At 63.3% G+C, this 22,949-nt stretch carries 21 protein-coding genes; 5 read left to right on the top strand and 16 right to left on the bottom strand.

The window, feature by feature from the left end; genetic code table 11:
- Positions 1-48: 48 nt before the first annotated feature.
- From LB523_RS13940 to LB523_RS13925, 4 genes are all read left to right on the top strand, one after another.
- On the top strand, positions 49-810 hold the full coding sequence (locus tag LB523_RS13940; RefSeq protein ID WP_224603318.1) for a 3-ketoacyl-ACP reductase: 762 nt from the start codon (positions 49-51) through the stop codon (positions 808-810).
- Between the two features lie 6 nt (positions 811-816).
- Entirely contained in the window at positions 817-2,445 is a 1,629-nt protein-coding gene (locus LB523_RS13935; RefSeq protein ID WP_224603317.1) for a GMC family oxidoreductase, read from the top strand.
- Between the two features lie 13 nt (positions 2,446-2,458).
- Positions 2,459-2,773, top strand: coding sequence for a Dabb family protein (locus tag LB523_RS13930; protein ID WP_318011961.1), 315 nt, complete (start codon positions 2,459-2,461; stop codon positions 2,771-2,773).
- 93 nt (positions 2,774-2,866) lie between these two features.
- Positions 2,867-4,084 carry an MFS transporter gene (locus tag LB523_RS13925; protein WP_224603314.1) on the top strand — a complete coding sequence of 406 codons (1,218 nt, stop codon included), beginning with the start codon at positions 2,867-2,869 and terminating at the stop codon, positions 4,082-4,084.
- A gap of 10 nt (positions 4,085-4,094) precedes the next feature.
- On the opposite strand, the gene LB523_RS13920 is transcribed toward LB523_RS13925, so the two are convergent.
- The 12 genes from LB523_RS13920 to LB523_RS13865 all read right to left on the bottom strand — a co-directional run bounded on the left by LB523_RS13920 (position 4,095) and on the right by LB523_RS13865 (position 18,459).
- Positions 4,095-4,940 (bottom strand): EamA family transporter, encoded by an 846-nt coding sequence (locus tag LB523_RS13920; protein WP_224603313.1) that lies wholly within the window; start codon positions 4,938-4,940, stop codon positions 4,095-4,097.
- Between the two features lie 7 nt (positions 4,941-4,947).
- Positions 4,948-5,865 (bottom strand): endonuclease/exonuclease/phosphatase family protein, encoded by a 918-nt coding sequence (locus tag LB523_RS13915; protein ID WP_224603312.1) that lies wholly within the window; start codon positions 5,863-5,865, stop codon positions 4,948-4,950.
- 108 nt (positions 5,866-5,973) lie between these two features.
- Positions 5,974-7,527: a cation:proton antiporter gene (locus LB523_RS13910; RefSeq protein WP_224603309.1), complete on the bottom strand. Its 1,554-nt coding sequence runs from the start codon at positions 7,525-7,527 to the stop codon at positions 5,974-5,976.
- Positions 7,528-7,652: 125 nt separating this feature from the next.
- Entirely contained in the window at positions 7,653-8,717 is a 1,065-nt protein-coding gene (locus LB523_RS13905; RefSeq protein WP_140842199.1) for an ABC transporter ATP-binding protein, read from the bottom strand.
- Positions 8,718-8,743: 26 nt separating this feature from the next.
- On the bottom strand, positions 8,744-9,535 hold the full coding sequence (locus tag LB523_RS13900; protein ID WP_224603308.1) for an ABC transporter permease: 792 nt from the start codon (positions 9,533-9,535) through the stop codon (positions 8,744-8,746).
- The gene (locus LB523_RS13895; RefSeq protein ID WP_140842203.1) at positions 9,532-10,446 is read right to left on the bottom strand and encodes an ABC transporter permease; all 915 of its coding nucleotides are present in this window, start codon (positions 10,444-10,446) and stop codon (positions 9,532-9,534) included. The genes LB523_RS13900 and LB523_RS13895 overlap by 4 nt, the downstream gene beginning before the upstream one ends.
- Positions 10,447-10,508: 62 nt before the next feature.
- Complete coding sequence (locus LB523_RS13890; RefSeq protein ID WP_224603307.1) at positions 10,509-11,615, bottom strand: ABC transporter substrate-binding protein; 1,107 nt, start codon at positions 11,613-11,615, stop codon at positions 10,509-10,511.
- Positions 11,616-11,861: 246 nt separating this feature from the next.
- A complete protein-coding gene (locus LB523_RS13885; RefSeq protein WP_224603306.1) occupies positions 11,862-13,034 on the bottom strand; it encodes an iron-containing alcohol dehydrogenase in 1,173 nt (390 codons plus the stop codon).
- 18 nt (positions 13,035-13,052) lie between these two features.
- Positions 13,053-14,441 carry an aldehyde dehydrogenase family protein gene (locus tag LB523_RS13880; RefSeq protein WP_224603305.1) on the bottom strand — a complete coding sequence of 463 codons (1,389 nt, stop codon included), beginning with the start codon at positions 14,439-14,441 and terminating at the stop codon, positions 13,053-13,055.
- Positions 14,442-14,629: 188 nt separating this feature from the next.
- On the bottom strand, positions 14,630-16,000 hold the full coding sequence (locus LB523_RS13875) for a glutamine synthetase family protein (protein ID WP_140842215.1): 1,371 nt from the start codon (positions 15,998-16,000) through the stop codon (positions 14,630-14,632).
- A gap of 81 nt (positions 16,001-16,081) precedes the next feature.
- Positions 16,082-17,617, bottom strand: a complete 1,536-nt coding sequence (locus LB523_RS13870; protein WP_224603304.1) for an amino acid permease — start codon at positions 17,615-17,617, stop codon at positions 16,082-16,084.
- Positions 17,618-17,640: 23 nt separating this feature from the next.
- Positions 17,641-18,459, bottom strand: coding sequence for an N-formylglutamate amidohydrolase (locus tag LB523_RS13865; RefSeq protein WP_224603303.1), 819 nt, complete (start codon positions 18,457-18,459; stop codon positions 17,641-17,643).
- Positions 18,460-18,605: 146 nt separating this feature from the next.
- On the opposite strand from LB523_RS13865, the gene LB523_RS13860 reads away from it, so the two are divergent.
- Positions 18,606-19,430, top strand: coding sequence for a MurR/RpiR family transcriptional regulator (locus LB523_RS13860; protein WP_224603301.1), 825 nt, complete (start codon positions 18,606-18,608; stop codon positions 19,428-19,430).
- An 83-nt stretch (positions 19,431-19,513) separates the two neighbouring features.
- Here LB523_RS13860 and LB523_RS13855 read toward each other — a convergent pair whose 3' ends face one another.
- From LB523_RS13855 to LB523_RS13840, 4 genes are read right to left on the bottom strand one after another with little or no spacing between them, the layout of a single operon-like run.
- Positions 19,514-19,921 carry a GtrA family protein gene (locus LB523_RS13855; protein WP_224603299.1) on the bottom strand — a complete coding sequence of 136 codons (408 nt, stop codon included), beginning with the start codon at positions 19,919-19,921 and terminating at the stop codon, positions 19,514-19,516.
- Positions 19,918-20,736, bottom strand: coding sequence for a ChbG/HpnK family deacetylase (locus LB523_RS13850; protein ID WP_224603297.1), 819 nt, complete (start codon positions 20,734-20,736; stop codon positions 19,918-19,920). Before LB523_RS13850 ends, LB523_RS13855 begins: the two co-directional genes overlap by 4 nt.
- The gene (locus tag LB523_RS13845) at positions 20,733-21,701 is read right to left on the bottom strand and encodes a glycosyltransferase family 2 protein (RefSeq protein ID WP_224524059.1); all 969 of its coding nucleotides are present in this window, start codon (positions 21,699-21,701) and stop codon (positions 20,733-20,735) included. Before LB523_RS13845 ends, LB523_RS13850 begins: the two co-directional genes overlap by 4 nt.
- The gene (locus tag LB523_RS13840) at positions 21,694-22,860 is read right to left on the bottom strand and encodes a glycosyltransferase 87 family protein (RefSeq protein ID WP_224603294.1); all 1,167 of its coding nucleotides are present in this window, start codon (positions 22,858-22,860) and stop codon (positions 21,694-21,696) included. The genes LB523_RS13845 and LB523_RS13840 overlap by 8 nt, the downstream gene beginning before the upstream one ends.
- Positions 22,861-22,949 lie beyond the last annotated feature (89 nt).

The raw sequence follows: 22,949 nt of genomic DNA, 5'->3' as shown, positions 1-22,949 counted from the left end.
CGGCAGGGCGATGAGGGGCGGCGCCGGCATCCAAGAGGCCAGTCTCCAATGACCCGCCCGGCAGCCATCGTCACCGGCGGCGCGCGCGGCATCGGCCTCGCCTGCGCCGAGGCGCTGGCGGATGCCGGTTTCGACATTCTGATCGCCGATCTTGCTGAGAAGCCTGCGGCTGGGCTTGCCGAAAACATCGATACGCGCAGCGCGAAATTCGCCTACGCTCAATGCGATATCGCCGACCTCGCCCGCCATTCGAAACTGGTCGAAGCAGCCGCGGACGCCTTCGGCCGCATCGATTGCCTGGTCAACAACGCCGGCGTCGGCGCCGTGGTGCGCGGCGATCTGTTGGAGCTGAAGCCGGAGAATTTCGACCGCGCTCTGGATATCAACCTGCGCGGTACAGTGTTCCTCAGCCAGGCCGTCGCCAAGGTCATGCTTGCGGCACCCGCAAACGCCGTCCGATCGATCATCACCATCACCTCGGTGAGCGCCGCTATGGCTTCGCCGGAACGTGCCGACTACTGCATCTCCAAGGCCGGGCTTTCGATGTGGGTGAAGAACCTGGCGCTGCGGCTCGCACCCGAAAATATCGGCGTGTTCGAGGTCCGGCCGGGCATCATCCGAACCGATATGACGGCTGGCGTTTCAGCCAAATATGATGCGCTGATCGAGGACGGCTTGGTGCCGGCAAAACGCTGGGGCGAGGCCAGCGACATCGGCGCCGTCGTGGCCGCGCTTGCCTCCGAAAAGTTCGCCTTTTCGACCGGATCGGTCATCGATGTCGACGGCGCGCTCTCCGTGCCACGCTTGTGAGGAACCATGGCTGACTACATCATCGTCGGCGCCGGTCCGGCCGGCTGCGTTCTCGCCAACCGGCTGAGCGAGGATTCGTCCAATTCCGTTCTGCTTTTGGAGGCCGGCGGCAAGGACTGGCATCCACTGATCCACATGCCGGCGGGCTTTGCCAAAATGACCAAGGGCATCGCCTCCTGGGGCTGGTCGACAGTGCCGCAGAGGCACATGAAGGACCGCGTCTTCTGGTACACACAGGCCAAGGTCGTCGGCGGCGGCTCATCGATCAACGCCCAGATCTACACGCGCGGCAATGCCCGCGACTATGACGCCTGGGAGAAGGAAGAGGGACTGGCCGGCTGGGGCTATCGCGATGTGCTGCCCTATTTCAAGCGCGCCGAGAACAACCAGCGCTTCGCCAACGATTTCCATGGCGACCAGGGACCGCTCGGCGTCTCCAACCCGATCTCGCCGCTGCCGATCTGCGAGGCCTATTTTCGCGCCGGGCAGGAAATGGGCATTCCGTTCAACCCCGACTTCAACGGCGCCAGCCAGGAAGGCGTCGGCTACTATCAGCTGACCCAGAAGGATGCGCGGCGTTCATCAGCCTCCGTGGCCTATCTGAAGCCGATCCGCAGCCGCAAGAACCTGACGGTCAGGACCGACGTGCTCGTCACCCGCGTCGTCGTCGAGAAGGGCCGCGCCGTCGGCGTGGAGATCGTCGGCAAGCCGAGTGGCGAAAAGACGATCCTGCGCGCCGAACGCGAGGTGATCGTCTCGTCGGGCGCGATCGGCTCGCCAAAGCTCCTCATGCAATCGGGCATCGGCCCGGCCGACCATCTGAAATCGGTTGGCGTCACGCCCGTGCATGACCTGCCCGGCGTCGGCTCCAACATGCAGGATCATCTCGACCTCTTCGTCATCGCCGAATGCACCGGCGACCACACCTACGACAATTACGCCAAGCTGCACCGCACGATGTGGGCCGGCTTGCAATATGTACTGCTCAAGAAGGGCCCCGTCGCCTCAAGCCTGTTCGAGACCGGCGGCTTCTGGTACGCCGACCCGACCGCCGCCTCGCCCGACATCCAGTTCCATCTCGGCCTCGGCTCCGGCATCGAGGCCGGCGTCGAGAAGCTGAAGAATCCGGGCGTGACGCTGAACTCCGCCTTCCTGCGCCCGCGCTCGCGCGGCACGGTGCGACTGAAGAGCGCCGACCCGGCCGACCACCCGCTGATCGATCCGAACTACTGGTCCGATCCTTACGACCGCGACATGTCGATCAAGGGCCTGCGGCTGGCCCGCGAGATCATGCGGCAGAAGGCGCTGCAGCCCTATGTGCTGCGCGAGGTGCTGCCCGGCCCTGCCCTGCAAAGCGACGCGGACCTTTTCGACTACGCCTGCCGCACATCGAAGACCGACCACCACCCCGTCGGCACCTGCCGCATGGGGCATGATGCGATGGCCGTGGTGACGCCGGATTTGAGGCTGCGCGGCATCGAAGGTCTGCGCGTCTGCGATGCGTCGGTGATGCCGCGCGTTCCCTCCTCCAACACGAATGCGCCGACGATCATGGTCGGGGAAAAAGGCGCCGATCTCATCCTCGGCCGCGAGCCGCTGCCGCCGGCCGTGTTCAAGGGCAACCAGGCGGCATGAGGCATCAACGAAGATCCGGCATTGCGTCTTTGTCCGCTTTCGCGACGACGTCCCTGAAATCGAGCGCGCGGCGATTCACGCTGATCTCGAAGCCTTGCGCGCCGTTATCGCCGGCATGGACAGGGTCCAATTCAGCGCCAATGTCAGCCCGGAGCCGTTCGGGCGCGGCTTCGGTCACGGTTTCACCATCGACTTCCGCGATGCCGCCGCCCGCGACGCCTACCTCGTTCACGAGGCGCATCAGCGCGCCGGCGCGCGCCTGGTCGCCGCGCTCGAAGGCGGCACCGACGGGCTGATGGTCATCGATCTGGAGGTGACGCAAATGTGACCGCTCGCCGGCTCAAATCCGGCGGCCGTCCCGTTCTCTTTTGCCCGCCCTGGAACATATCGTGCTTTCGGGGGATGCAAAAGGAGCACTGCCTTGAACCTCACCCTCGAGCAGAAGAAAACCGTAACCGCATCGTTCCTCGGCTGGACGCTCGACGCTTTTGATTTCTTCCTTCTGACATTCCTGCTCACCGATATTGCCGCTGAATTCCAGACCGACGTGCCGGCGGTCTCCAAAGCACTGTTCCTGACACTGGCGACGCGTTTCATCGGCGCGTTCTTCTTCGGCGTGCTTGCCGACAGATACGGCCGCAAGCCCATTCTGATGCTCAATATCGTCAGCTATTCGGTGATCGGCGCCTTGGCCGCCTTCTCGCCCAATCTCGGCATATTCCTGGCGCTGCGTGCCCTGTTCGGCATAGCCATGGGAGGCGAATGGGGTCTGGGCAGCTCGCTCGCCATGGAATCCATTCCGCCGAGCGCGCGCGGCACGGTCTCGGGCATTCTGCAATGCGGCTATCCGGCCGGCTATCTGCTGGCCGCGGTCGTCTACGGGCTGCTCTACCGGCAGAAGATCGGCGACTTCACCTTCGGTTGGCGCGCCATGTTCCTCCTGAGCTTCCTGCCGGCGCTGATCGTGCTCTTCATCCGCTCGCATGTGCCGGAATCGCCGGCCTTCGTCGAAGGCCGCGCCCAGACGCGGCCCGGCCTTTTAGAAACGTTGCGGAAGCACTGGCGGATCGCGCTCTACGCCGTGGTGCTGATGATGTTCTTCAACTTCTTCAGCCATGGCACGCAGGACCTCTATCCGACCTTCCTGAAGAAGCAGCACGGCTTCGACACGCACACGGTGAGCTGGATCACCATCGTCGCCAATATCGGCGCGATCGTCGGCGGCCTGGCCTTCGGCGCGCTGTCCGAGAAGATTGGCCGCATCAACGCCATCACGCTCGCTTGTGTGATCGCCCTGCCGGCAATCCCGCTCTGGGCCTACACGACCACGCCCTTCATGCTGGCGATCGGCGCATTCATCATGCAGGTCGCGGTGCAGGGCGCCTGGGGCGTTATCCCGGTGCATCTCAACGAATTGTCGCCGGGCTCGGTGCGGGCGACGCTGCCCGGCTTCATCTATCAGGCCGGCAACCTCGCCGCTTCCTATGGCGGTCCCTATCAGGCCGGCATCGCCGAAGCGCCGGGAAGCAGCTACGGCTTTGCGCTGGCCCTGTTTGCCGGCGTGGTCGCCGTCTGCCTCATCGTCGTCATCCGCTTCAGTCCGGAAAAGCGCGGCCAGGTGATGACCGTGCTCGGTTGAGGGTCTGTTTTTAACCCATCCTGAGCGCCGCGACGCCGGCAACGATGCCGAGCGCCGCGGCCGCGCGCCAGACGGTCATCTTCTCGCCCAGCGCCAGCACTGAGATCAGCATGGCGAACAGGATCGAGGTCTCGCGCAGCGACGCGACCGAGGCGATCGGCGCCTTGGTCATTGCCCACATCACGATCCAATAGGCCGCGCCGCTGAGCACGCCGGTGAACAGCCCGGCCTTCCAGTCGCGCGCCAACACAGGAAGCGACCGCGGCCCGCGAAAGAAGATGCACAGCAAAAGCGCCCACGTCGCATCGCAGACGAACAGCCAGGCCGCATAGCTTTGCGCAGTTGCCGCCAGCCGCGCGCCGCTGCCGTCGGAGAGTGTGTAGCTGGCGATGAAGATCGATGTGCCGAGCGCAAAGCCGACCGCGCGCAAATTGAGCTTCTCCAGATGCGCCCCGCCCCGGAACGACATGACCAGCGTGCCCGCCGACAGAAGCACGATGCCGAGGATGGCGAACGGCGCCGGGACCTCGCCGATCAGGACGATGCCGCCGAGCGCCGAGAGCAATGGTGCGGTGCCGCGCGCCAGCGGATAAGTCTGGGCGAAATCGCCGGCCTTGTAGGCGCCGATCAAGAAAGTGCGGTAGCCCATGTGGAAGATCAACGAGGCGAAGATATAGGGCCAAACTTCGGCCTTTGGCACCTCGACGAAGGGAAGCGCGACCAGCGCCGCAAAGCCCATGCCGAGCGTCATCAGTGTGATCGACAGGAAGCGGTCGAGATGCACCTTGACCAACGCGTTCCAGATCGCATGCATGGCCGCCGCCGAAAGCACCGCCAGGACGACGAACAGCGTCATGCCTGCCTCACCTGCCCGCCAGGCCGGAGGCGATGCCTGGCATTTCAAGATCGATATCGACCCTCAGCGGGAAATGGTCGGAAGCCACCTCGCCGATATCGGCGCTCACAGAACGCACCCTCCCGGCCAGCATGCCGCCGACGAAGCAATGATCGAGCCGTCGTTTCGCCCGCCTGCCGTCGATGACCTTTTCGTGCGTGTGGAAATCCGGCCCCGGCTCGCCGGCGACGGCCGCGGCATCGACGAATCCGTCGATATAGGCAGCGCCGTGATGGTAGGGTGTATCGCCGACGATGCGCCGGTATTCGGCGCTGCCCGGCTCCATGTTGAAGTCGCCCAGCCAGATCGCCGCCAACGGGTTTTCCGGTTCCGGCTGGCCGTTCGACCAGTTGCGCTGCGGCTCGTCGTCGACGCCGCTCCAGGGGCCGCCGTCGGACGGCGCGCGGCGATGTTCGGCAAGCAGGTAATCGATCTGCTCCAGCCGCTCTTCAGCCGCGATATGCGCCAGATGCAACGAAAGCACCCGCACTGGTCCCGCCGGCGTGCGGATCATGCATTCGAGCGCCGCATTGCGAGTGTTGAGCGGCCTCAGCGTCCGCCGCTGCGGCAAAGTGTGCAGCCGCGACCAGACGATCGGCAGCTTCGACAGCACCATCGTGCCGAATTGCCGCCGGCGGTTGACGACGCGGCCATCACGCTTCTCGCTGGCATCCATGTCGAAGGCCGGGCCGTAAGCCCAGTAATAGCCGGGCAGCAAGCTGGACAGGATCTCGGGCTGGTCGTCCTCGTTGCTGCGTTGCCAATGCCGCTCCACCTCCTGCAGCGCGACGATGTCGGCGCCGTCCACCAGCCTGGCGCAGCGGCTGAGATCGTAGCGCCCGTCGCTGCCGTAGCCATACTGGATATTGTAGCTGATCAGCTTCATTGATTAACCGGCTCACTTCTGGTGATCGCAGTAGCGCCACGCCCCTTGCGTTGCAATGGACCGGCGGGGCAAGCGGAATAGTCCAGTGGAAATCGGCGAACCGGCGCTCTAATAAGTCGTCAGCGGCTGGAAGCTTCCGGCGGGCGACGCCGCAAGTTCCGACCAGTCGATCTCCTCCTCCAGCCGGTGATAGGCTTCGTCGCCGATCGTGCCGTTGCTGCGCAGTTCCTCCAGCGTGTCCCGCTGCCGCTTGATGGCGTAGAGGCGCAACCGGTCGTATTCCGTCGCGGCCTGCGCGTCGTCGGGATTTTCGGCGATCCGCCGCTGCGCTTCGTACTGCTCGCGCACGACGGCGGCAGCCGACGAGGTCTTGCGGCTCAGCACATCGAGCGCGGCCTGCATGATGGCGACGCGCGCTTCGGCCACCTCGCGATCGATCGTCCAATCGCGCGGGAAATTGAGCCAGCGCAGCAGAACCTTCAGGCTCATGCCTTGCAGCACCAGCGTGCCGAGCACGACCGCGAAAGCGGCAAGCACGATCGGGTCACGCCCGGGAAAGCCGGCCGGCAAGGCAATGGCGGCGACCAGCGTCACCAGCCCGCGCATGCCGCACCAGCCGACAAGCGCGGCACCGGCAAATGTCGGCGCATCCTGCTTTTCTTCCTCGCTGTCGTTGCGGGCAAACCATCGGATGATCGCGACATACCCCGCCACCCAGACGAGGCGCGCCACGATGACGACGGTAAGAACCGTCGCGGCGAAGACGAATGCCTCGCCTTGCCCATCGCCGGCCAGCCGGCCGATGATCGACCGTGCCTGCAGGCCCATCAGCACAAACGCCAGCACATTGAGCACGAACACCGCCGATTCCCAGACCGAATAAGCGCTGACGCGGCGTCTGGCCGACATGCGGCGCGGCGTGGTGCGCGCGATGGTGATGGCATAGACGACGATGGTGATGATGGCGGAGAGGCCGAGCTTGTCGGCAATGATCCAGACGGCGAAGGTTCCGGCGAACTGCACCACGGTGCTGCTTGCCGCGTCCTCGATGCGTGTCAGCGTGAGCCGCGACACTCGGCCGAACAGATAGCCGGCGATAACACTGCCGACCGTTGCAAGCAGGACGACGGGCACTGCGTCTTTGAGCATGAGTGTGCCGATGGCGGCTGAAACCGATATCCGGTAGATCAGCAGCGCCGTGGCATCGTTGAGCAGGCTCTCGCCCTGCAGGATCGCAGTCAGACGGTGCGGCACCTTGAACTGATTGAGCACCGCGCTTGCGGCGACTGCGTCCGGCGGCGCGACGATGGCGCCGAGCGCGATCGCCGCCGCGATCGGCAGGCCGGCCATCTTCCAGCCGACAAAGGCAACGACCACCGCGGTGAAGACGACCGCGCCAAGCGCCAGCAGGGCAAGCGACAGCCGGTAGCGCTTCAGGTCGCGCAACGAGGTGTCATAGGCGGCATCGAGCAGCACCGGCGCGATGAACAGCGCCAGCGCCAGTTCCGGATCGATCTCGATCATCGGCGCGCCCGGCACGAAGGCAAGCCCAACGCCGGCAAGCGCCAGCAGCGACGGGTAAGGTACCTCCAGCCATCGCGATACCGCCGTCAGCGCGACGGCGATGAGCAGCAGGACAAGGGTGAGTTCGAACAGCGCCATGGCTCATCGTAACGATGGAACCAGGCGTTTGGCACTGCAAAAGTGATGGTGAATGGTGAATGGTGAATCATCAGAAGATCTCGAGCACGTAAAGTGCTGATCGCCATTCACCATTCACTCTTTCCCTAATGCAAAACCAGCATATCGCCCGATGAGAAGGAGATGTCCGCCTTGTCGCCTACGGCAGGGGGCGGTGTCGCCGAGTTGTTGAAGGTATCGAGCGATACCGTGTTGCCGCCGATGCCGACGCGCACGCGGATGACGGAGCCGAGGAAATGCACTTCGGCGATCTCGCCCGACAGGCTGGTGTCGTGGCCAGGCTGGCGCCCCAGCGAGATGGCTTCGGGCCGCAGCGCCAGCGACAGCGTGTCGCCTGACTTCGAGCCGTTGAGCTTGCCCTTGAGCGACACTTCCTGGGCGTTGACTTGCACCTTGCCGGACGCGGCGTCGGTGACCTTGCCTTCCAGCACGTTGAGCGTGCCGACGAAATTGGCGACGAATTTGGTGGCCGGCCGGTTGTAGATCTCGAACGGCGTGCCGACCTGCTCGGCCTTGCCGCCATACATCACCGCGATGCGGTCGGAGATCGACAGCGCCTCTTCCTGGTCATGCGTGACGAAGATGGTGGTGATGCCGAGCTTCTTCTGGATCGATCGGATTTCCTCGCGCAGCGACACGCGCACCTTGGCGTCGAGCGCCGACAGCGGCTCGTCGAGCAAAAGCAGCTTCGGCTTCGGCGCAATCGCCCGCGCGAGCGCGATGCGCTGCTGCTGGCCGCCGGAAAGCTGGTAGGGATAGCGATCGGCCATCTGCGGCAGCTTGATGATGTCGAGCATCTCAGCGACGCGCCTGTCGGCATCGGCCTTCGGCATGCCACCTACCTTCAGTCCGAAGGCGATGTTCTGCGCCACCGTCAGGTTCGGAAACAGCGCGTAGGCCTGGAACACCATGCCGACATTGCGCTGGTTGGGCTTCAGCCTGGTTATGTCCTTGCCGCCGACGACGATCTTGCCGGCCGAGGGCTCCTCGAAGCCGGCGACCATACGCAGCACCGTGGTTTTGCCGCAGCCGGACGGCCCCAGGAAGGAGACGAATTCGCCCGGCGCGACATCGAGATTGAAGTCCTCGACCACTGTTGTGGCGCCGAAGGATTTTCGCACATGCTGGATGGAGAGGAACGGCTCGGCCATGGCTTTTTTCTTTCGATGCTCTTCGCTCAGTTGGGGCGGTTCGCCGATCTTGGCGCGAAACGCGACAGAATCTGGATCAGGGACATGCAGCCCCAGGTTATCACGAAGGCGATGATGGACAGCGCGGCCGGTTCGTAGGCGCGATTAGCCACAAGGTTCTGCAGATACGGACCGAAGGCAGGGCGATTGAGCAGACTGGCCATGGTGAATTCGCCAATGACGATGGCGAAGGTGAGGAACGCGCCCGACAGCACCGCGATCAGCACATTGGGCAGAATAACCCGAGTGATGATCGTACCCCAGCCTGCCCCCAGAATCTGCGCAGCCTCCGTCAGCGTGCGAACGTCGATGGTGCGAAGACCGGTGTCCACGGCCCGGTACATATAGGGCAGCGCGAGTGCCGCGTAGCCGATGACCAGCAGCGCGTTCGCTCCCAAATTCGACCCGAGAAACGGCAGCGGCGAATTCGAGCCATACATTCTGATATAGCCGAAAACGATGACGATGGCTGGGATAACCAACGGCAACAAGGTGATAAACTCGACCACCGGGCGCAATTGGGGCAGGCGCAGGCGGATCCAATAGGCGGTTGGCACCACGACCAGCACGCCCAGGAGAATCGTGAAGATGGCGACGACCACGGAAAATATGAAGGTAGCCTGAAACTGGCTGTCGCCCAGCACGACCTTGTAGGCATCGAAGGAATAGACACCGCGCCGCATGCGCAGCGAGAACTCGACTGTCGCGATCAGCGGTATGAAGAAATAGGCCGCGCCGAGGATGAAGACGGCCCAGGCCCAGAATTTGCCAGCCTTCATTTGAGCCACCTCTCCGAGCGGGTCCGAAACCAGATGTAGAAGATGTTGGCAAGCCCGGTGATGAAGATCATGCCGAAGGCGATCGCATAGCCGAGATGGGCATTGTGCAGCACGTCGCCGCGGATCTGCGCATAGAGCAGGATCGGAACAATGTTAAGCGACGAGCCGGTCAGCGCATAGGCGGTTGCGATTGCTCCGAACGCATTGGCGAAGAGCAGGATGACGGTGCCCAGGAAGCTCGGCCAAAGCACCGGAATGACCACCATGCGCCAATATTGCGCCTGGGTGGCGCCGAGCGTGGCGGCGGCCTCGCCCCATTCCCGTTTCAGCCCGTCGATCGCGGGCACGATGATGACCACCATCAGCGGAATCTGGAAATAGACATAGGTGATCGTCAGACCCCAGAACGATAGCAGGTTGAAGCCATGCGCGTAGAGGTTCAGGCCGACCAGCGTGTTGAGCAAGACAGTGACGAGACCGACCCGCCCAAGCGTCGCGATGAAAGCAAACGCGAGCGGCACGCCGGCGAAATTGGATGCGACGCCCGAGAAGGTCAGTGTCGCTGAACGTATCCAGTCGGGCAGCCCGCCGCGCACGATGGCGATGGCGATGGCAAGGCCGGCTAAGGCGCCGATGAGTGATGACGCCAGGCTGACCTTTATCGAGATCCAATAAGCTGCAACGATGTTGGCCGAAAAGAGCGCGACGATGTTTGCGAAGGTGAATTCGCCTGCCTCATTCTGGAAAGCGCCCAGCATCAGATAGAGCGTGGGCAGGATCAGGAACATCACGGCGAAGATGAAGAAAGGCGTGACGCCAAGCCACTGCGTCGGCAGCCTCAGGCTCCGAGCCTCTGCCGGCGGCGCGGTCTTTCCCGCAATAGCCTTGTTGGAGAGCGAGAGATCGGTCATGCGCCGGTTACCGTTCTGAAACGAGGCCGGGCGGCCAGGGCCGCCCGGTCGATATCACCCTGTTACTTCACATTGGCGCCGACAGTGGCGTCCCAATTCTTGGTGATGGCTTCTTTGGCCTTCCCCTGCTCGTCGAGCGTCGGGAACACGGCGGAAGCGTACGACTCCGCCGGCGGCAGCTTGGCCAGCACGTCCGCCGGAATCTTGCCGTTCTTGGCGAGATCGTTGAAGCGGATCGGATGGCAGTAGCCCTTCAGCCAGCCGATCTGGCCTTCGTCGGAATAGAGATACTCCATCCACAGCTTGGCGGCGTTCGGATGCGGCGCAAAGGCGCTGATCGCCTGCACATAGACGCCGGCGACGACGCCGGTCTTCGGCACGATGACGTCGACGGGCGGGTTGCCCTTCAGCGTGTCGCGGCCCGAAAGCGCGTTGTAGTCCCAAGTGACGAGGATCGGCGTCTGGCCCTGGGCGAGCGTCGCCGTCTTGCCAATGACCGGCACGAAATTGCCGGCCGCATTGAGCTTCTTGAAGTATTCGAGGCCGGCGGTGCCCGCGGCTTCACCAGCAGCGGCGCCACCGGAAAGGCCTGCAGCATAAACGGCCTGAATGGCTTGGTTCGAAGCACGCGGATCGCCGGCAAGCGCGACCGAGTTGGCGAATTCCGGCTTCTGCAGGTCAGCCCAGTCGGTCGGCGATTCCTTGACCAGATCCTTGTTCACCTCGAAGGCGAGCACGCCGTAATAATCGCCATACCAGGCACCATCGGCATCCTTGGCGCTGTCCGGGATCGAGTCCCAGGTCGACACCTTGTAGGGCATCAGTAGGCCGTCTTTCTTGGCGGTCGGGCCGAAGGACAGGCCGACGTCGATGACGTCAGGCGCCTGCGGGCCCTTGTTGTCCTTGTTGGCCTTGATCGCCTCGACCTCGTCGCCCGAGCCGGCGTCGGGATTGAGCTCGTTGATGGTGATCCCCGGATACTTAGCCTTGAAACCGTCGATCACTGCCCCGTAGCCACACCAGTCATGCGGAAGCGCGATGGTGGTGAGCTGGCCTTCAGCCTTCGCGGCCTTGACGAGATCGTCCAGCGAATCCGCGGACGAAATCACCGTCGACGCAAAGAGCGCCGCGGCCGAGAGGGAAAGCACTTTCCCCGTGAACTTGAACATGTGTTCTCTCCGTTGAACTGGCGCGTTTAAGCGCCTGCGATGCGGGTATCGTTTTCGTGTGACAGCCGGATGAAGGCTTTTTGAAACCCGATCCCCGCGGCGAAAAAAGTTAACTCTTTTTAACGGACTGTAGCAATTAGCCCGCGCTTAATTTTCCGGCTAATGGTTATTCACCTTGCCCTTTGCCCTCTCCCTTCCCCTTTGGAACGCCTCTTCAGTCAACTCTTCGGCATTGAAAGCCGGCTCTCAGACGGAGCCGGCGATCGCATTTTCGAGCAGCGTCAGCGCCGCCTTCTTGGTGAGCTTGACCGGGTTGCCGCCGGCCGTAGGATCGACCACCGCCATGTCGGCGATCAGCGTCTTGCGCTTCTTGTCCATGTCGAGGCCCTTGATCAGGCCGGGCAACGCATGCGGCACCTTGAGTTCCTTGCGCAGCTTGACGATCGCCTTGGCGAAGCCGTCGAAGCCGCCCTTGATGCCGCAATAGGCGGCGAGCCTGGCGATACGCTCCTCGATCGCCTCGCGGTTGAAGGCCAGCACATAAGGCATGAACACGGCATTGGTCATGCCGTGATGAGTGTCGTAGAGCGCGCCGATCGGATGCGACAGCGAATGGATGGCGCCCAGCCCCTTCTGGAAGGCGGCAGCGCCCATGGCGGCGGCGCTCATCATATGGGCGCGGGCGACCAGATCCTTGCCGTTGGCAAAGGCCTTGGGCAGGTTCTCGAAAACCAGACGGATGCCTTCCACCGCGATGCCGTCGGCCATCGGGTGGTAGCCCGGCGCGCAATAGGCCTCCAGGCAATGCGCAAGCGCGTCCATGCCGGTGCCTGCAGTGATGAAGGCCGGCATGCCGACCGACAGCTCCGGATCGGCAATGACGATCGCCGGCAAAAGCTTCGGATGGAAGATGACCTTCTTGGTGTGGGTCTCCTCATTGGTGATGACGCCGGCGCGGCCGACCTCGGAGCCGGTTCCCGCCGTGGTCGGCACCGCGATGATCGGCGCGATCGCGTCCGAATTGGCCCTGGTCCACCAGTCGCCGACGTCCTCGAAATCCCATACCGGGCGCGTTTGCCCGGCCTGGAAGGCGATCAGCTTGCCGAGGTCGAGCGCCGAGCCGCCGCCGAAGGCGATGACGCCGTCATGCTTGCCCTTCTTGAACACGGCGATGCCGGCGGTGAGGTTGGACTCGACCGGGTTCGGCTTCACCTCCGAAAACACGCCGTACGGGACCTTGGCGTCGTCGAGGATCTTCAGCGTCGATGCGACGACCGGGAGTTTTGCCAGGCCCGGATCGGTGACGAAGAGCGGGCGCTTGATGCCCGCGGCAGCCAGCACGTCCGGCAGTTCCTTGATGCGCCCGGCGCCGAAACGGACGGTGGTGGGGTAGTTCCATTTGGAGATCAGCTTGGACATGTCTTGTCTTTCAAAAAGTCAGATTGCTTCGCGCAGGTGATAGGATTTCGGCCGGGTCAGATTGTCATAGCCGATGGCCGAGAGTGCGGCGCCCTTGCCGGTGTCCTTGACGCCGGTCCAGACCAGCGCCGGGTCGAGATAGTCGCAGCGGTTCATGAACACCGTGCCGGTCTCGACGCGGTCGCCGATGGCCACCGCGCGCTCCGTGTCGCGCGTCCAGATCGACGCCGTCAGTCCGTAGGGGCTGTCGTTCATCAGCGCGATCGCTTCCTCGTCATTGCGCACCTTCATGATGCCGACGATCGGCCCGAAACTTTCCTCGCGCATGACGCTCATCTGGTGGTCGACCCCGGTCAGCACTTCCGGCGCCAGATAGGGCGAGCCTGGCCTGTCGTTCTCGACCTTCATGCCGATATGGGCCTTGGCGCCCTTGCGCAGCGCCTCGGCCTTTTGCTCGCGGATCAGGTCGGCGAAGCGTGGCTGCGCCATCGGCCCCATGGTCGTCGCCTGCTCCAGCGGATTGCCGACGACATAATTCCTGGTCTCGGCGACAAAACCCTCGATGAACGCGTCATAGACCTTCTCGTGCACATAGACGCGCTCGATGCCGCAGCAGCACTGGCCGGAATTGAAGAAAGCGCCGTCGACCAGATTGGCGACCGCATGATCCATCTTAGCGTCGGGCAGCACATAGGCGGGGTCCTTGCCGCCGAGCTCGAGGCCGAGCGTCATGAAGGTGCCGGCCGCGGCCTTCTCGATGGCGCGGCCGCCGCCGACCGAGCCGGTGAAATTGACATGATCGATCTTGCCGGAGCCGAGCAGCTTCTCGGTCTGGGCGTGGTTCATGACCAGGTTCTGGAAGAGCCCCTTTGGCAGGCCGGCCTTGTCGAAAGCCTGCTGGAAGCGCTCGCCGACCAGCAGCGTCTGCGCGGCATGCTTGAGGATAACGGCACTGCCCGCCATCAATGCCGGCACGATCGTGTTGACCGCGGTGAGATACGGATAGTTCCAAGGCGCGATCACCAGCACGACCCCGAGCGGCACCTTCTTCACATAGCGGCGGAAGCCGTCCTTCGGGTTGGAGGCCAGCACCGGCTTCAGCGCGGCTTCGGCGATCTCGACCATGTAGTTGGTGCGTTCCTTGACGCCGCCGAACTCGCCGCCATAGCGTACCGGCCGGCCCATCTGCCAGGCGATCTCGGGCACGATCTCGTCGGTCATCGCAACCAGGGCTTCCAGCATCGCCAACATGTATTTGCCGCGCTCGACGACCGGCGTCTCGGCCCATTTTTCTTGCGCCGCCCTGGCGCGCTCGACCGCCGCGTTGATCGCCTGATCGTTCGCGACCGGCCGCTCGGCATAGATCGATCCGTCGATGGGGGATTTGAGTTTGACCGTTTCGGTCATTTCTTCCTCGCAGTTTTACAACAATCGAAAATCACTTGGCTTGGCGCCGCCCCTCATCCGCCTGCCGGCACCTTCTCCCCGTATAGTAACGGGGAGAAGGGAGAAGCTCCTGCGCGGGCGACCCCCTCTCCCCGTTCTTCACGGGGGAAGGGTAAGGGTGAGGGCGGCGCCGACCCTAACCCAGCCCCCTAGTACCTCTCAAAACCCCTGTGCAGCTCCCAATCCGTGATGCGGCGGTCATATTCGAACTGCTCCCAGCGGGCGGTGTGCACATAGTGCTCGATCACGTCGTCGCCGAAGGCCTGCTTCAGCATCTTCGACTTCGAAAGTGTCTCGGTGGCGTCGCGCAGCGTCTTCGGGATCTCTGGCAGACGCGAGGCCTGATAGGCGTCGCCGACGAACGGCTTCTGCAGCTCCAGCTTCTCGTCGATGCCGGCAAGGCCGGACGCGATCAGGGCGGCGAAGGCGAGATACGGATTGAGATCGGCGCCGCCGATGCGGCATTCCATGCGGATGCCCTTGGTGCCCTCGCCGCACAGCCGGAAGCCGGCGGTGCGGTTGTCCTCGCTCCACATGATCTTGGTCGGCGCGAAGGTGCCGGCCTGGAAGCGCTTATAGGAATTAATGTAGGGCGCCAGGAACCAGGTGAATTCCTTGGCGTATTTGAGCTGCCCGGCCGCCCATTGTTGGCCGAGGCTCGACAGCGTCCAGTCGGCCGTCTTGTCGAAGAACAGCGGCGTCTTGCCGTCCGCGCTCCACAGCGAATTGTGGATATGGCTGGAATTGCCGGCCAGCCCGTAATTGTACTTGGCCATGAAGGAGATCGCCTTGCCCTCGGAATCGGCGATCTCCTTGGCGCCGTTCTTCAGGATGACGTGGCGGTCGGCCATCTCGAGCGCTTCGGCATAGCGCACATTGATCTCTTCCTGGCCGGGACCCCACTCGCCCTTGGAATTCTCGATCGGAATGCCAGCGGCTTCCATCTCGTTGCGAAGCCGGCGCATGACGCCCTCTTCCTTGCTGGTGATGCCGATCTGGTAGTCGCCGATATAGGGCGAGGCGCTGTCGAGCCCCTGCCAGTGCTTCTTGCGCGCGGAATCGTAGGTTTCGCTGAACAAATAGAATTCGAGCTCGGAGGCGAAATAGCCGATATAGCCGCGCTCCTGCAGGCGCTTGACCTGCTTCTTCAGAATCGCGCGGGGTGAGTGTGCCAAATCCTCATGGTCGTGATGGTCGAGCACGTCGCAGATGACCAGCGCCGTCTTCTCCAGCCAGGGAATGCGCCGCAGCGTCGACAGGTCCGGCTTCATGACGAAGTCGCCATAGCCCTTTGACCAGCTCGCCGCCTTGTAGCCCGGCACCGGCTCCATATCGATGTCGCAGGCCAAGAGATAGTTGCAGCCATGCGTCTCGCCATGCGCGGAATCGACGAAATACTGAGCCAGGAAGCGTTTTCCCGAGAGCCGGCCCTGCATATCGACGATGCAGGCCAGCACCGTGTCGATCTCGCCGTTAGAGACCGCTTTCTTCAACTGATCGAACGAGAAATTCCCGGCCATTCCTTTGGCACTCCAGCGCTTGTCGATTGAAAGGGAGAAGCAAAACCATGGCCGGCGTTGCGCCGGCCATGAAGCGAAGTATCAGTGGCCGGTCTCGCCAACCGCCACTTCGGCTGCTGCAATTTCCGCCTGACGGCGAGCAATATCGGCCCCGATCGGCGGGCCCTTGAACCGCTTGGATTCTATGCCGAACCACAGCACCGCGAGAAGGATGATCAAACCGATGGCATAGTTGATCAAGATATCGAAGGGCGGCTGGATACCCGCGTACATCAACACCATAACGCCGAGGATGGTGATAATGGCGAACGGCTTGGACCACACGCCCAGGCGGAACGGGCCGAATTCGGTCCAGCTTTTGCCTTCAGCAAGAAGGCCAGCCGCCACCGGCATCGCATAGGACACATAGAGGAACAGGGCACAGCCGGCCGCCAAAGCCGCGAAAGCCGGCGAGTAAAGCGTCGCTGCGACCGAGAGGACGGCTCCGAGCCAGATCGCCGCCACCGGCGTGCGCCATGTCGGGCTGACGGTTTTCCACATGGAGGAGCCGGGCAGCCCGCCATCACGCGCGAAGGCGAATATCATGCGCGAGGTGGAGGTCAGTCCAGCCAGCGCGCAGATGTAGTTTGCTACCACGATTGCGATGGCGATGATGCTCTTCAACCAAAACGGCGCCGGCAGATTGTTGAAGAGATTGAACCAGGCGTTCGCGCCGTCCTTGGCAGTCGCCGCCAGATCCGGGCTTGCCAGCACGAAAGAGACGGCCATGACGAAGCCGAAGACCAATGACCAGAGAACCGAATGGATCATGCCGCGCGGCACTGCCACCCGGGCGTTGTGGGTCTCCTCCGAGGTATGGGCGGAGGCATCAAAACCGGTGATGGTGTATAGTGGGTAGAGAAGACCGATCAGGAAGGCGACCAGCGCCGTCCGTGCCGTCGGCACATAGCCGCCACCCGCATCGCCCGTGTTGTTGACGAAAGTGGTCAGTCGCGAGAAATCCCAGCTCGCGCCCCAGATCAGGAACATCGCGGTCAACACCACCGCAACGACCAGGATGAGATAGCCCGAAAAGTCGGTCAGCGCTGTGGTCAACTTGATGCCGAAATGGTTGAATAGCGCCTGCGTCACCGTGATGATCACGACCCCGATCACCTGCTCCTGATAACCCCAAGCCGACACATCGTGGCCGAACACGCCGGCCCAAACGAGGTCCTTGAAGAGCGCATAGACGCCGACATTGACCGAAGCGACAACGAAGATCAGCCCAAGCAGGTTGATCCAGGCCGTCGCCCAGCCCCAGCCGCGCCCGCCCAAGATCGACGACCAATGGTAAAGCCCGCCGGCGGTCGGATAGGCCGAACCGATCTGGCCAAGCGAAGCCGCGACCACAAGAGCGAACAGACCGCCTATAACCCAGCCGATGGTCGCTTCGAAACCGCTGCCGGTGGCCATGGCCAGCGGGAACGAGGTGATGCCACCCGCCAGTATGCAAATGATCGAGAAGGAAATGGCAAAGTTGGAGAAGCCGCTCATGCGGCGAGCCAATTCCTGGGCATACCCCATGCTGTGAAGGACTTTTACGTCCTCAGACTTGTCGATTTCTTCAGGTCTCATTTTGGAAGTCCCCTATCTGGTTCTTAGCTGGCCGATTGTACTGACTTTCCCATTGCGCGTTGTCGGGAGCCCCTGGCCTCGTCAGGCTCCAGATTCGAGAATATGCCGGTGAGCAGATCCGCCCATTTCCGCTGCCCGGTCTCGCCGGAGATTTCGTCGTTGCGGATTTCGATCATCGCGCAGGCAAGGCCGCGCGAACGCGCGTGCCGTTCCAGCGTGAAATAGACGCGGTCGGCCGGCGAATAGGGTTCGTTGACGCCGACGGTGACGCCGGAGAGCCGCTGCAGCGCCGATATCAGCGGCGCCGCCAACCGGCGATCCTCGTCATGGATGATGCCGATATGCCATGGCCGGTTCTTGCCCTTATAGACCGGCGTGAAGGAGTGCACCGACACCAGCCGCGTCTCCTGGCCGCGCGCCAGCCGCCCGTCGATGATCTGGGCGATCGTGTCGTGGAACGGGCGCCAGGCAAGGTCGACGCGCGCGGCGCGCTGCTTGTCGGATAGATCTGTGTTCCCAGGGATGGCCGTCGTCTCGCTAATCGGCGGCACGAGGTCCGGCGCGTCGAGCGGCCGGTTGCAATCGACGACGAGCCGCGACACGCGGGTCTCGATCAAGATGGCATTGAGCGCTTCGGCCATGCGGCGAGCGACAGGAAGCGCGCCGGGATCCCAGGCGATGTGGCGCGAAAGATCCTCGGCCGGCAGGCCGAGCGTCCCGAACTCGGCGGGCAGGACGTTGGAAGCGTGGTCGCAGGTGAAGACAAAGGGGCTTGAGCCGCCGGGGTTCGTCACCCTCACGGTTTCAGACGGTGCAAGGCTGGCGGGCCGTGCTCTCTCCATACTGCCGTCCCCTGGGGGCGCTGTATCGAATGTTACGTATTTTGTCTCATTGCGTCCCTATGAATGATTTCATACAGTTTGACCGGCTTTGTCAAACGCGAATTCGGGAAAACGGCGGCGGGGCGGCCAACGGGCGGGGGAAAACCATGATTTCCAGCATTGCCGAACTGATCTCGGACCGCATCGGGACGATGCCGGCCGGCGAGCGCCGCGCCGCCCAGACGCTGATTGCCAACTATCCCTTGACCGGGCTGAAGACAGTCGCCGAATTCTCGGCCGCGGCCGGCGTGTCCTCGCCGACGATCCTGCGCTTCGTGGCCAGGCTCGGCTTCCAGAACTACCCCGAATTCCAGTCGGCGCTGCAGGATGAGCTGGCGGCGCAATTGCAGTCGCCCGCTTCGCGCACGCTCGATCCAAGCTCGGCCGGCGGCGCCATCTCGCCGATGCTCGAGGCAACGCTCGACAACATGCGCGAGACCTTCCGGCACCTCACCGACAGACAGCTGGCGGACATTGCCACGAGACTTGCCGAGCGGCGCGGCAAGACCTTCCTCATCGGCGGCCGTTTCACCGATCCGCTGGCGCGCTACATGGCCGCTCACCTGGCCATCATCCAGCCGGATGTCTATCACCTCGCCGGCCAGGAGAGCATCTGGCGCGACCGGCTGATCGACATGGGCAAGCGCGACGTCCTGGTGATCTTCGATATCCGCCGCTATCAGGAAAGTCTCGTGCGCTTTGCCGAGAAGGCTCACCATCGCGGCGTGCAGATCATTCTCTTCACCGACCAGTGGCTTTCGCCGATCGCCCGCTTCGCCCGACACGTGATCGCCGGACGCACCGCCGTGCCCTCGGCCTGGGATTCGTCCGCCGCACTCTTCGTCGTCGCAGAAACGCTGATCGCCGCCGTGACGAGGCAATTGGAAGCCGCCGGCGCCAAGCGCATGCGCGACCTGGAGAGCTTGCGATAGAGCCGGATGATTTCAGGTCGGACAGACCTGAAATCTGAATCCGTCCCAAAGCCGCCTATATCAACGCGGAGCCGGCCGAGCAGCTACTTTACGATCCTGCCCTCGATCGACCAGCGCGCCGCCAAAAAGTTCAGCACGGCGGCCACCACGACGCCGACGATCTTGGCCGGCCAGACGCCGACAACCCCCGCCAGTACAGCGATCGACAGGCTCGAAACACCGAGCGAAATCAGCGCCCCGAGCGAGACGAAACGCAGGAAGGACCGATGCAGCCGGATGTCCGGGTCCCGCTCGAACGACCAGAAGCGGTTCGCCACGAAGGAGAAGAGCACCGCGACGAACCAGGCACCGACATTGGCGGCCAGAGCCGGCACCACGAGCTTGAGCAGCAGGAAGAATGCGGTGAGATCGATCCCGGTGTTGACCAGCCCGACCAAGGCGAAGCGGACGATCTTGTTGCAGGTCGAACGCCGCGGCTGGCCGGCGCTCATGCTTTGCCGTCCATGACGCGCACTCCGGCCCGTTCGAGGCTGGCGCCGAAATCCTCAGAACTGAGAATCGTGAACTCGACCTCACGCGCGCCCTGCATCGGGTCTCGCGCCCGTAAAATGTCATCGACTTGACCCGGATGACACATGAACACCCCTTGTTCGGGCAATGTGTCGACCGCCGCGCGCAGCGTCGGACCGAATTTTTGCGGCTGCCGCCAGTCATAGATCCCGCAGAGCGGCGTCATCACGTTAAAGCCAGCCCGCTGCATCGACCTGTTGAAGCCCGCGGCCAGCGTGGCGATCGCCGCGATCTTGGCCGCCGCGTCCAGGCCGCCAAGGCTGGGCGCGCCGCGCAGCGCCGGCTTGTGTGCGCTCTCCCCAAACCGGGCGAGCAACCAATTCCGTACCACGGGAAGAAAATGCACGTGCTGGTGCCCGTCGATGTGATCGGGCGGGCCAGTCAGCGCGTCGGTGAAGAGGTCGTACTGGGCGTCGAGCTCGGCATGAATATCCCGCTCGTCGATGCGCCCTCGACGGACCGGCAGCGCAAGAGAGGCAAGCCCAGGCAATTTGCCGTCTGGCGCCAAACTGGACGAGCCGGTTGCGGCGGTCTGATCGGTGAGGGTCAGGTGCAGCCCGATGGCGACCTGTTGACGCAACGGCCTGATGCGCGCCGCCGCCTCTTCCCATTCGGCAAACCCGGTCATGCAACTGGTCCCGGTCAGGCGGCCGCGCTCGATGAGGTCGAGGATCGCGTTCGATACCCCCGGCGCAAGCCCGTAATCATCGGCGATCAGGCGGATCGGCCGGGTCATTTGCCGGGGGCAACCTGCTCGGCGGCATTGCCATGCAGCACGTCGCGCACGATATAGACGGGCCGGTCCTTGCTTTCGCTGAGCGTGACCCAGACATACTCGCCGATCAGGCCGAGCAGCGCCAGGTTGAGGCCTCCAAAAAGCACGACGGCGACCATGATGCTGGGGTAGCCAGGCACGGCGATGCCATAGAACAGCACCTCGAAGAGCACCTTCACGCCATAGGCCAGACCCGCGAATGCCGCGAGCAATCCGATGAGGCTGATGACGCGCAGCGGGATCACGGAAAACGAGGTGAACCCTTCAAGCGAGAACGCGATCAGGTTGAACCTTGTCCATTTCGACGTGCCGCCACCACGGTTTTCCGGCGAATAAAGCACAGCCTTCTGGCGGAAGCCGGCCCAGGCGAACAGACCCTTGTTGAAGCGGCGCTTGTCGCGCACGCTGGTCAAGGCACGCGCCACCGCGCCGCGCATGACACGGAAATCTCCGGCATTCTCGGGAATATCGAAGCGCTGGCTGCTGTTGATCAGCCTGTAGAAGAGCCGCGCCAGCTGGCTGCGCCGCCAGCTCCCCTCGCGCCGGTCGTTCTGCGCGTAGACGACATCGATCTGCGGATGCTCGACCAGCTCGCCGATCATCCTCAGGCTGATATCCATGGAATGCTGGAGGTCCGAGTCCATGATCAGGACCATGTCGCCACGGGAATGATCGAGCCCGGCGAGCACCGCCGCTTCCTTGCCGAAATTACGGCTGAGCCGCACGATCTCCCAGGAGCCGGAGAGCGTGGCCGCGAACGTCTCGGCGCTGCCGTCGCGGCTGCCGTCGTCGACGAGTATCTTGCGGACTGTCATGCCGAAGCGCTCCGCCACGGCCACTTCCAGCTTGTCGAGCAGCCCGACAAACGCGATGGCGGATTCGGCCTCGTCGAAGAACGGCGCGATGATGTCGAGCATCTCAGCCATGCGCGACGGCCCCGGCGGCAGGCGCCTTCTGTCTGTCTTGCGTCCAGAACCAGCCGACGAGCACGCAGCCAATTATGGTGATGCTGATCGGCCGGAACCACGGGTGGAAAAGATCGTGCAGTTGCAGGTCGGCACTGGTCAGTCCGGTGACGAAGAGGAACGCCGCCAAGAACCAGCACATGGCCCCGGTTCCCTTCTCCCGCCAAAGCAGGGCGATTGAGAGGCCGGCAGGCACCGCCACCATGGCGTAAGTGTTCTGCTCGACCCGCGGATTGAAGACGCACATGTAGAATGCCGCGGCGAGGAAGATAGCGAGTCCGCTGATGTTGGCGTCCAGCCTGCGATCGAGCTGGAGCACCAGCCAAAGCGTGAGCAAACCCGCGACGACGCGCACGATCGTCGCGTCAAACTCGGAAATCGGGAGGCCAAATCGCATGAAAGGCGCCGTGAAGTCGGCCGGAACGAAGGGGCCGGTCGGGTCCACCGTCATCGAAGTAAGAAGCCGGAAGAAATCATGATACTGCGCGTTGACGTAGTCGCTCGACGCAAAGCCATAGGGTATCGCGAGCACGACGAGCACCGCCAGCACCAGCACCGGTATCAGCCGGGGACGCAGCGCCCCCGCCAGAAGCAGCATGATGATCGCGGTCGGCTTGGCGATGATCGCAAGCATGGCCCAGAAGAAGCTTTCGGACCGGCGCCCCTCGAGTGTCGACAGTGTAAGGAACCAGCACGCCCCTGTGAGCAGGATCGTCGCCTGGCCATTGCGAAGCGCCGCCAGCGCCACCGGCAAGGCAAGAAAAAGACCCAAGGACAGCAGCCATGTCTGCTCCTGGCCGCCAAGCTTGCGCACCTGACGCATTGCGGCAAAGGTCAGGACGCTGAAGCCCAGCATGTGCCACAAAATATTGCCCAGATACGGCCCGAGCTTCAGCAGGGGAACATAGAGGACGGCGAAGGCGGGAGCGTATAGATACCCCATGGCAACTTCGACCTGATACAGCGGTTGGCGATCCAGAAAAGCTTCACTGCCATGCCTGTAGATATGGACCACCGAACGCGCATCGGGCGACCATAGCGCCAGACCAAGCACAAGCAGAAACGACCCGGCCCAAAGCCAAAGCCCCAAACGGTCGAAAACCGGCTTGGTTACCATCATAGCGCACCCCGCATTCCGACCAGGACGGCTTTCCCATCGCCGCCTGGTTTTTAACCGCCGGCGAGATATCACATCGAATGGAATAAAAC

This window comes from Mesorhizobium sp. ESP-6-4, assembly GCF_020164735.1.
GTDB lineage: Bacteria > Pseudomonadota > Alphaproteobacteria > Rhizobiales > Rhizobiaceae > Mesorhizobium.
The sequence above is the reverse complement of the archived record's forward strand: the minus strand, read 5'-3'. Positions and strand labels throughout refer to the sequence as shown.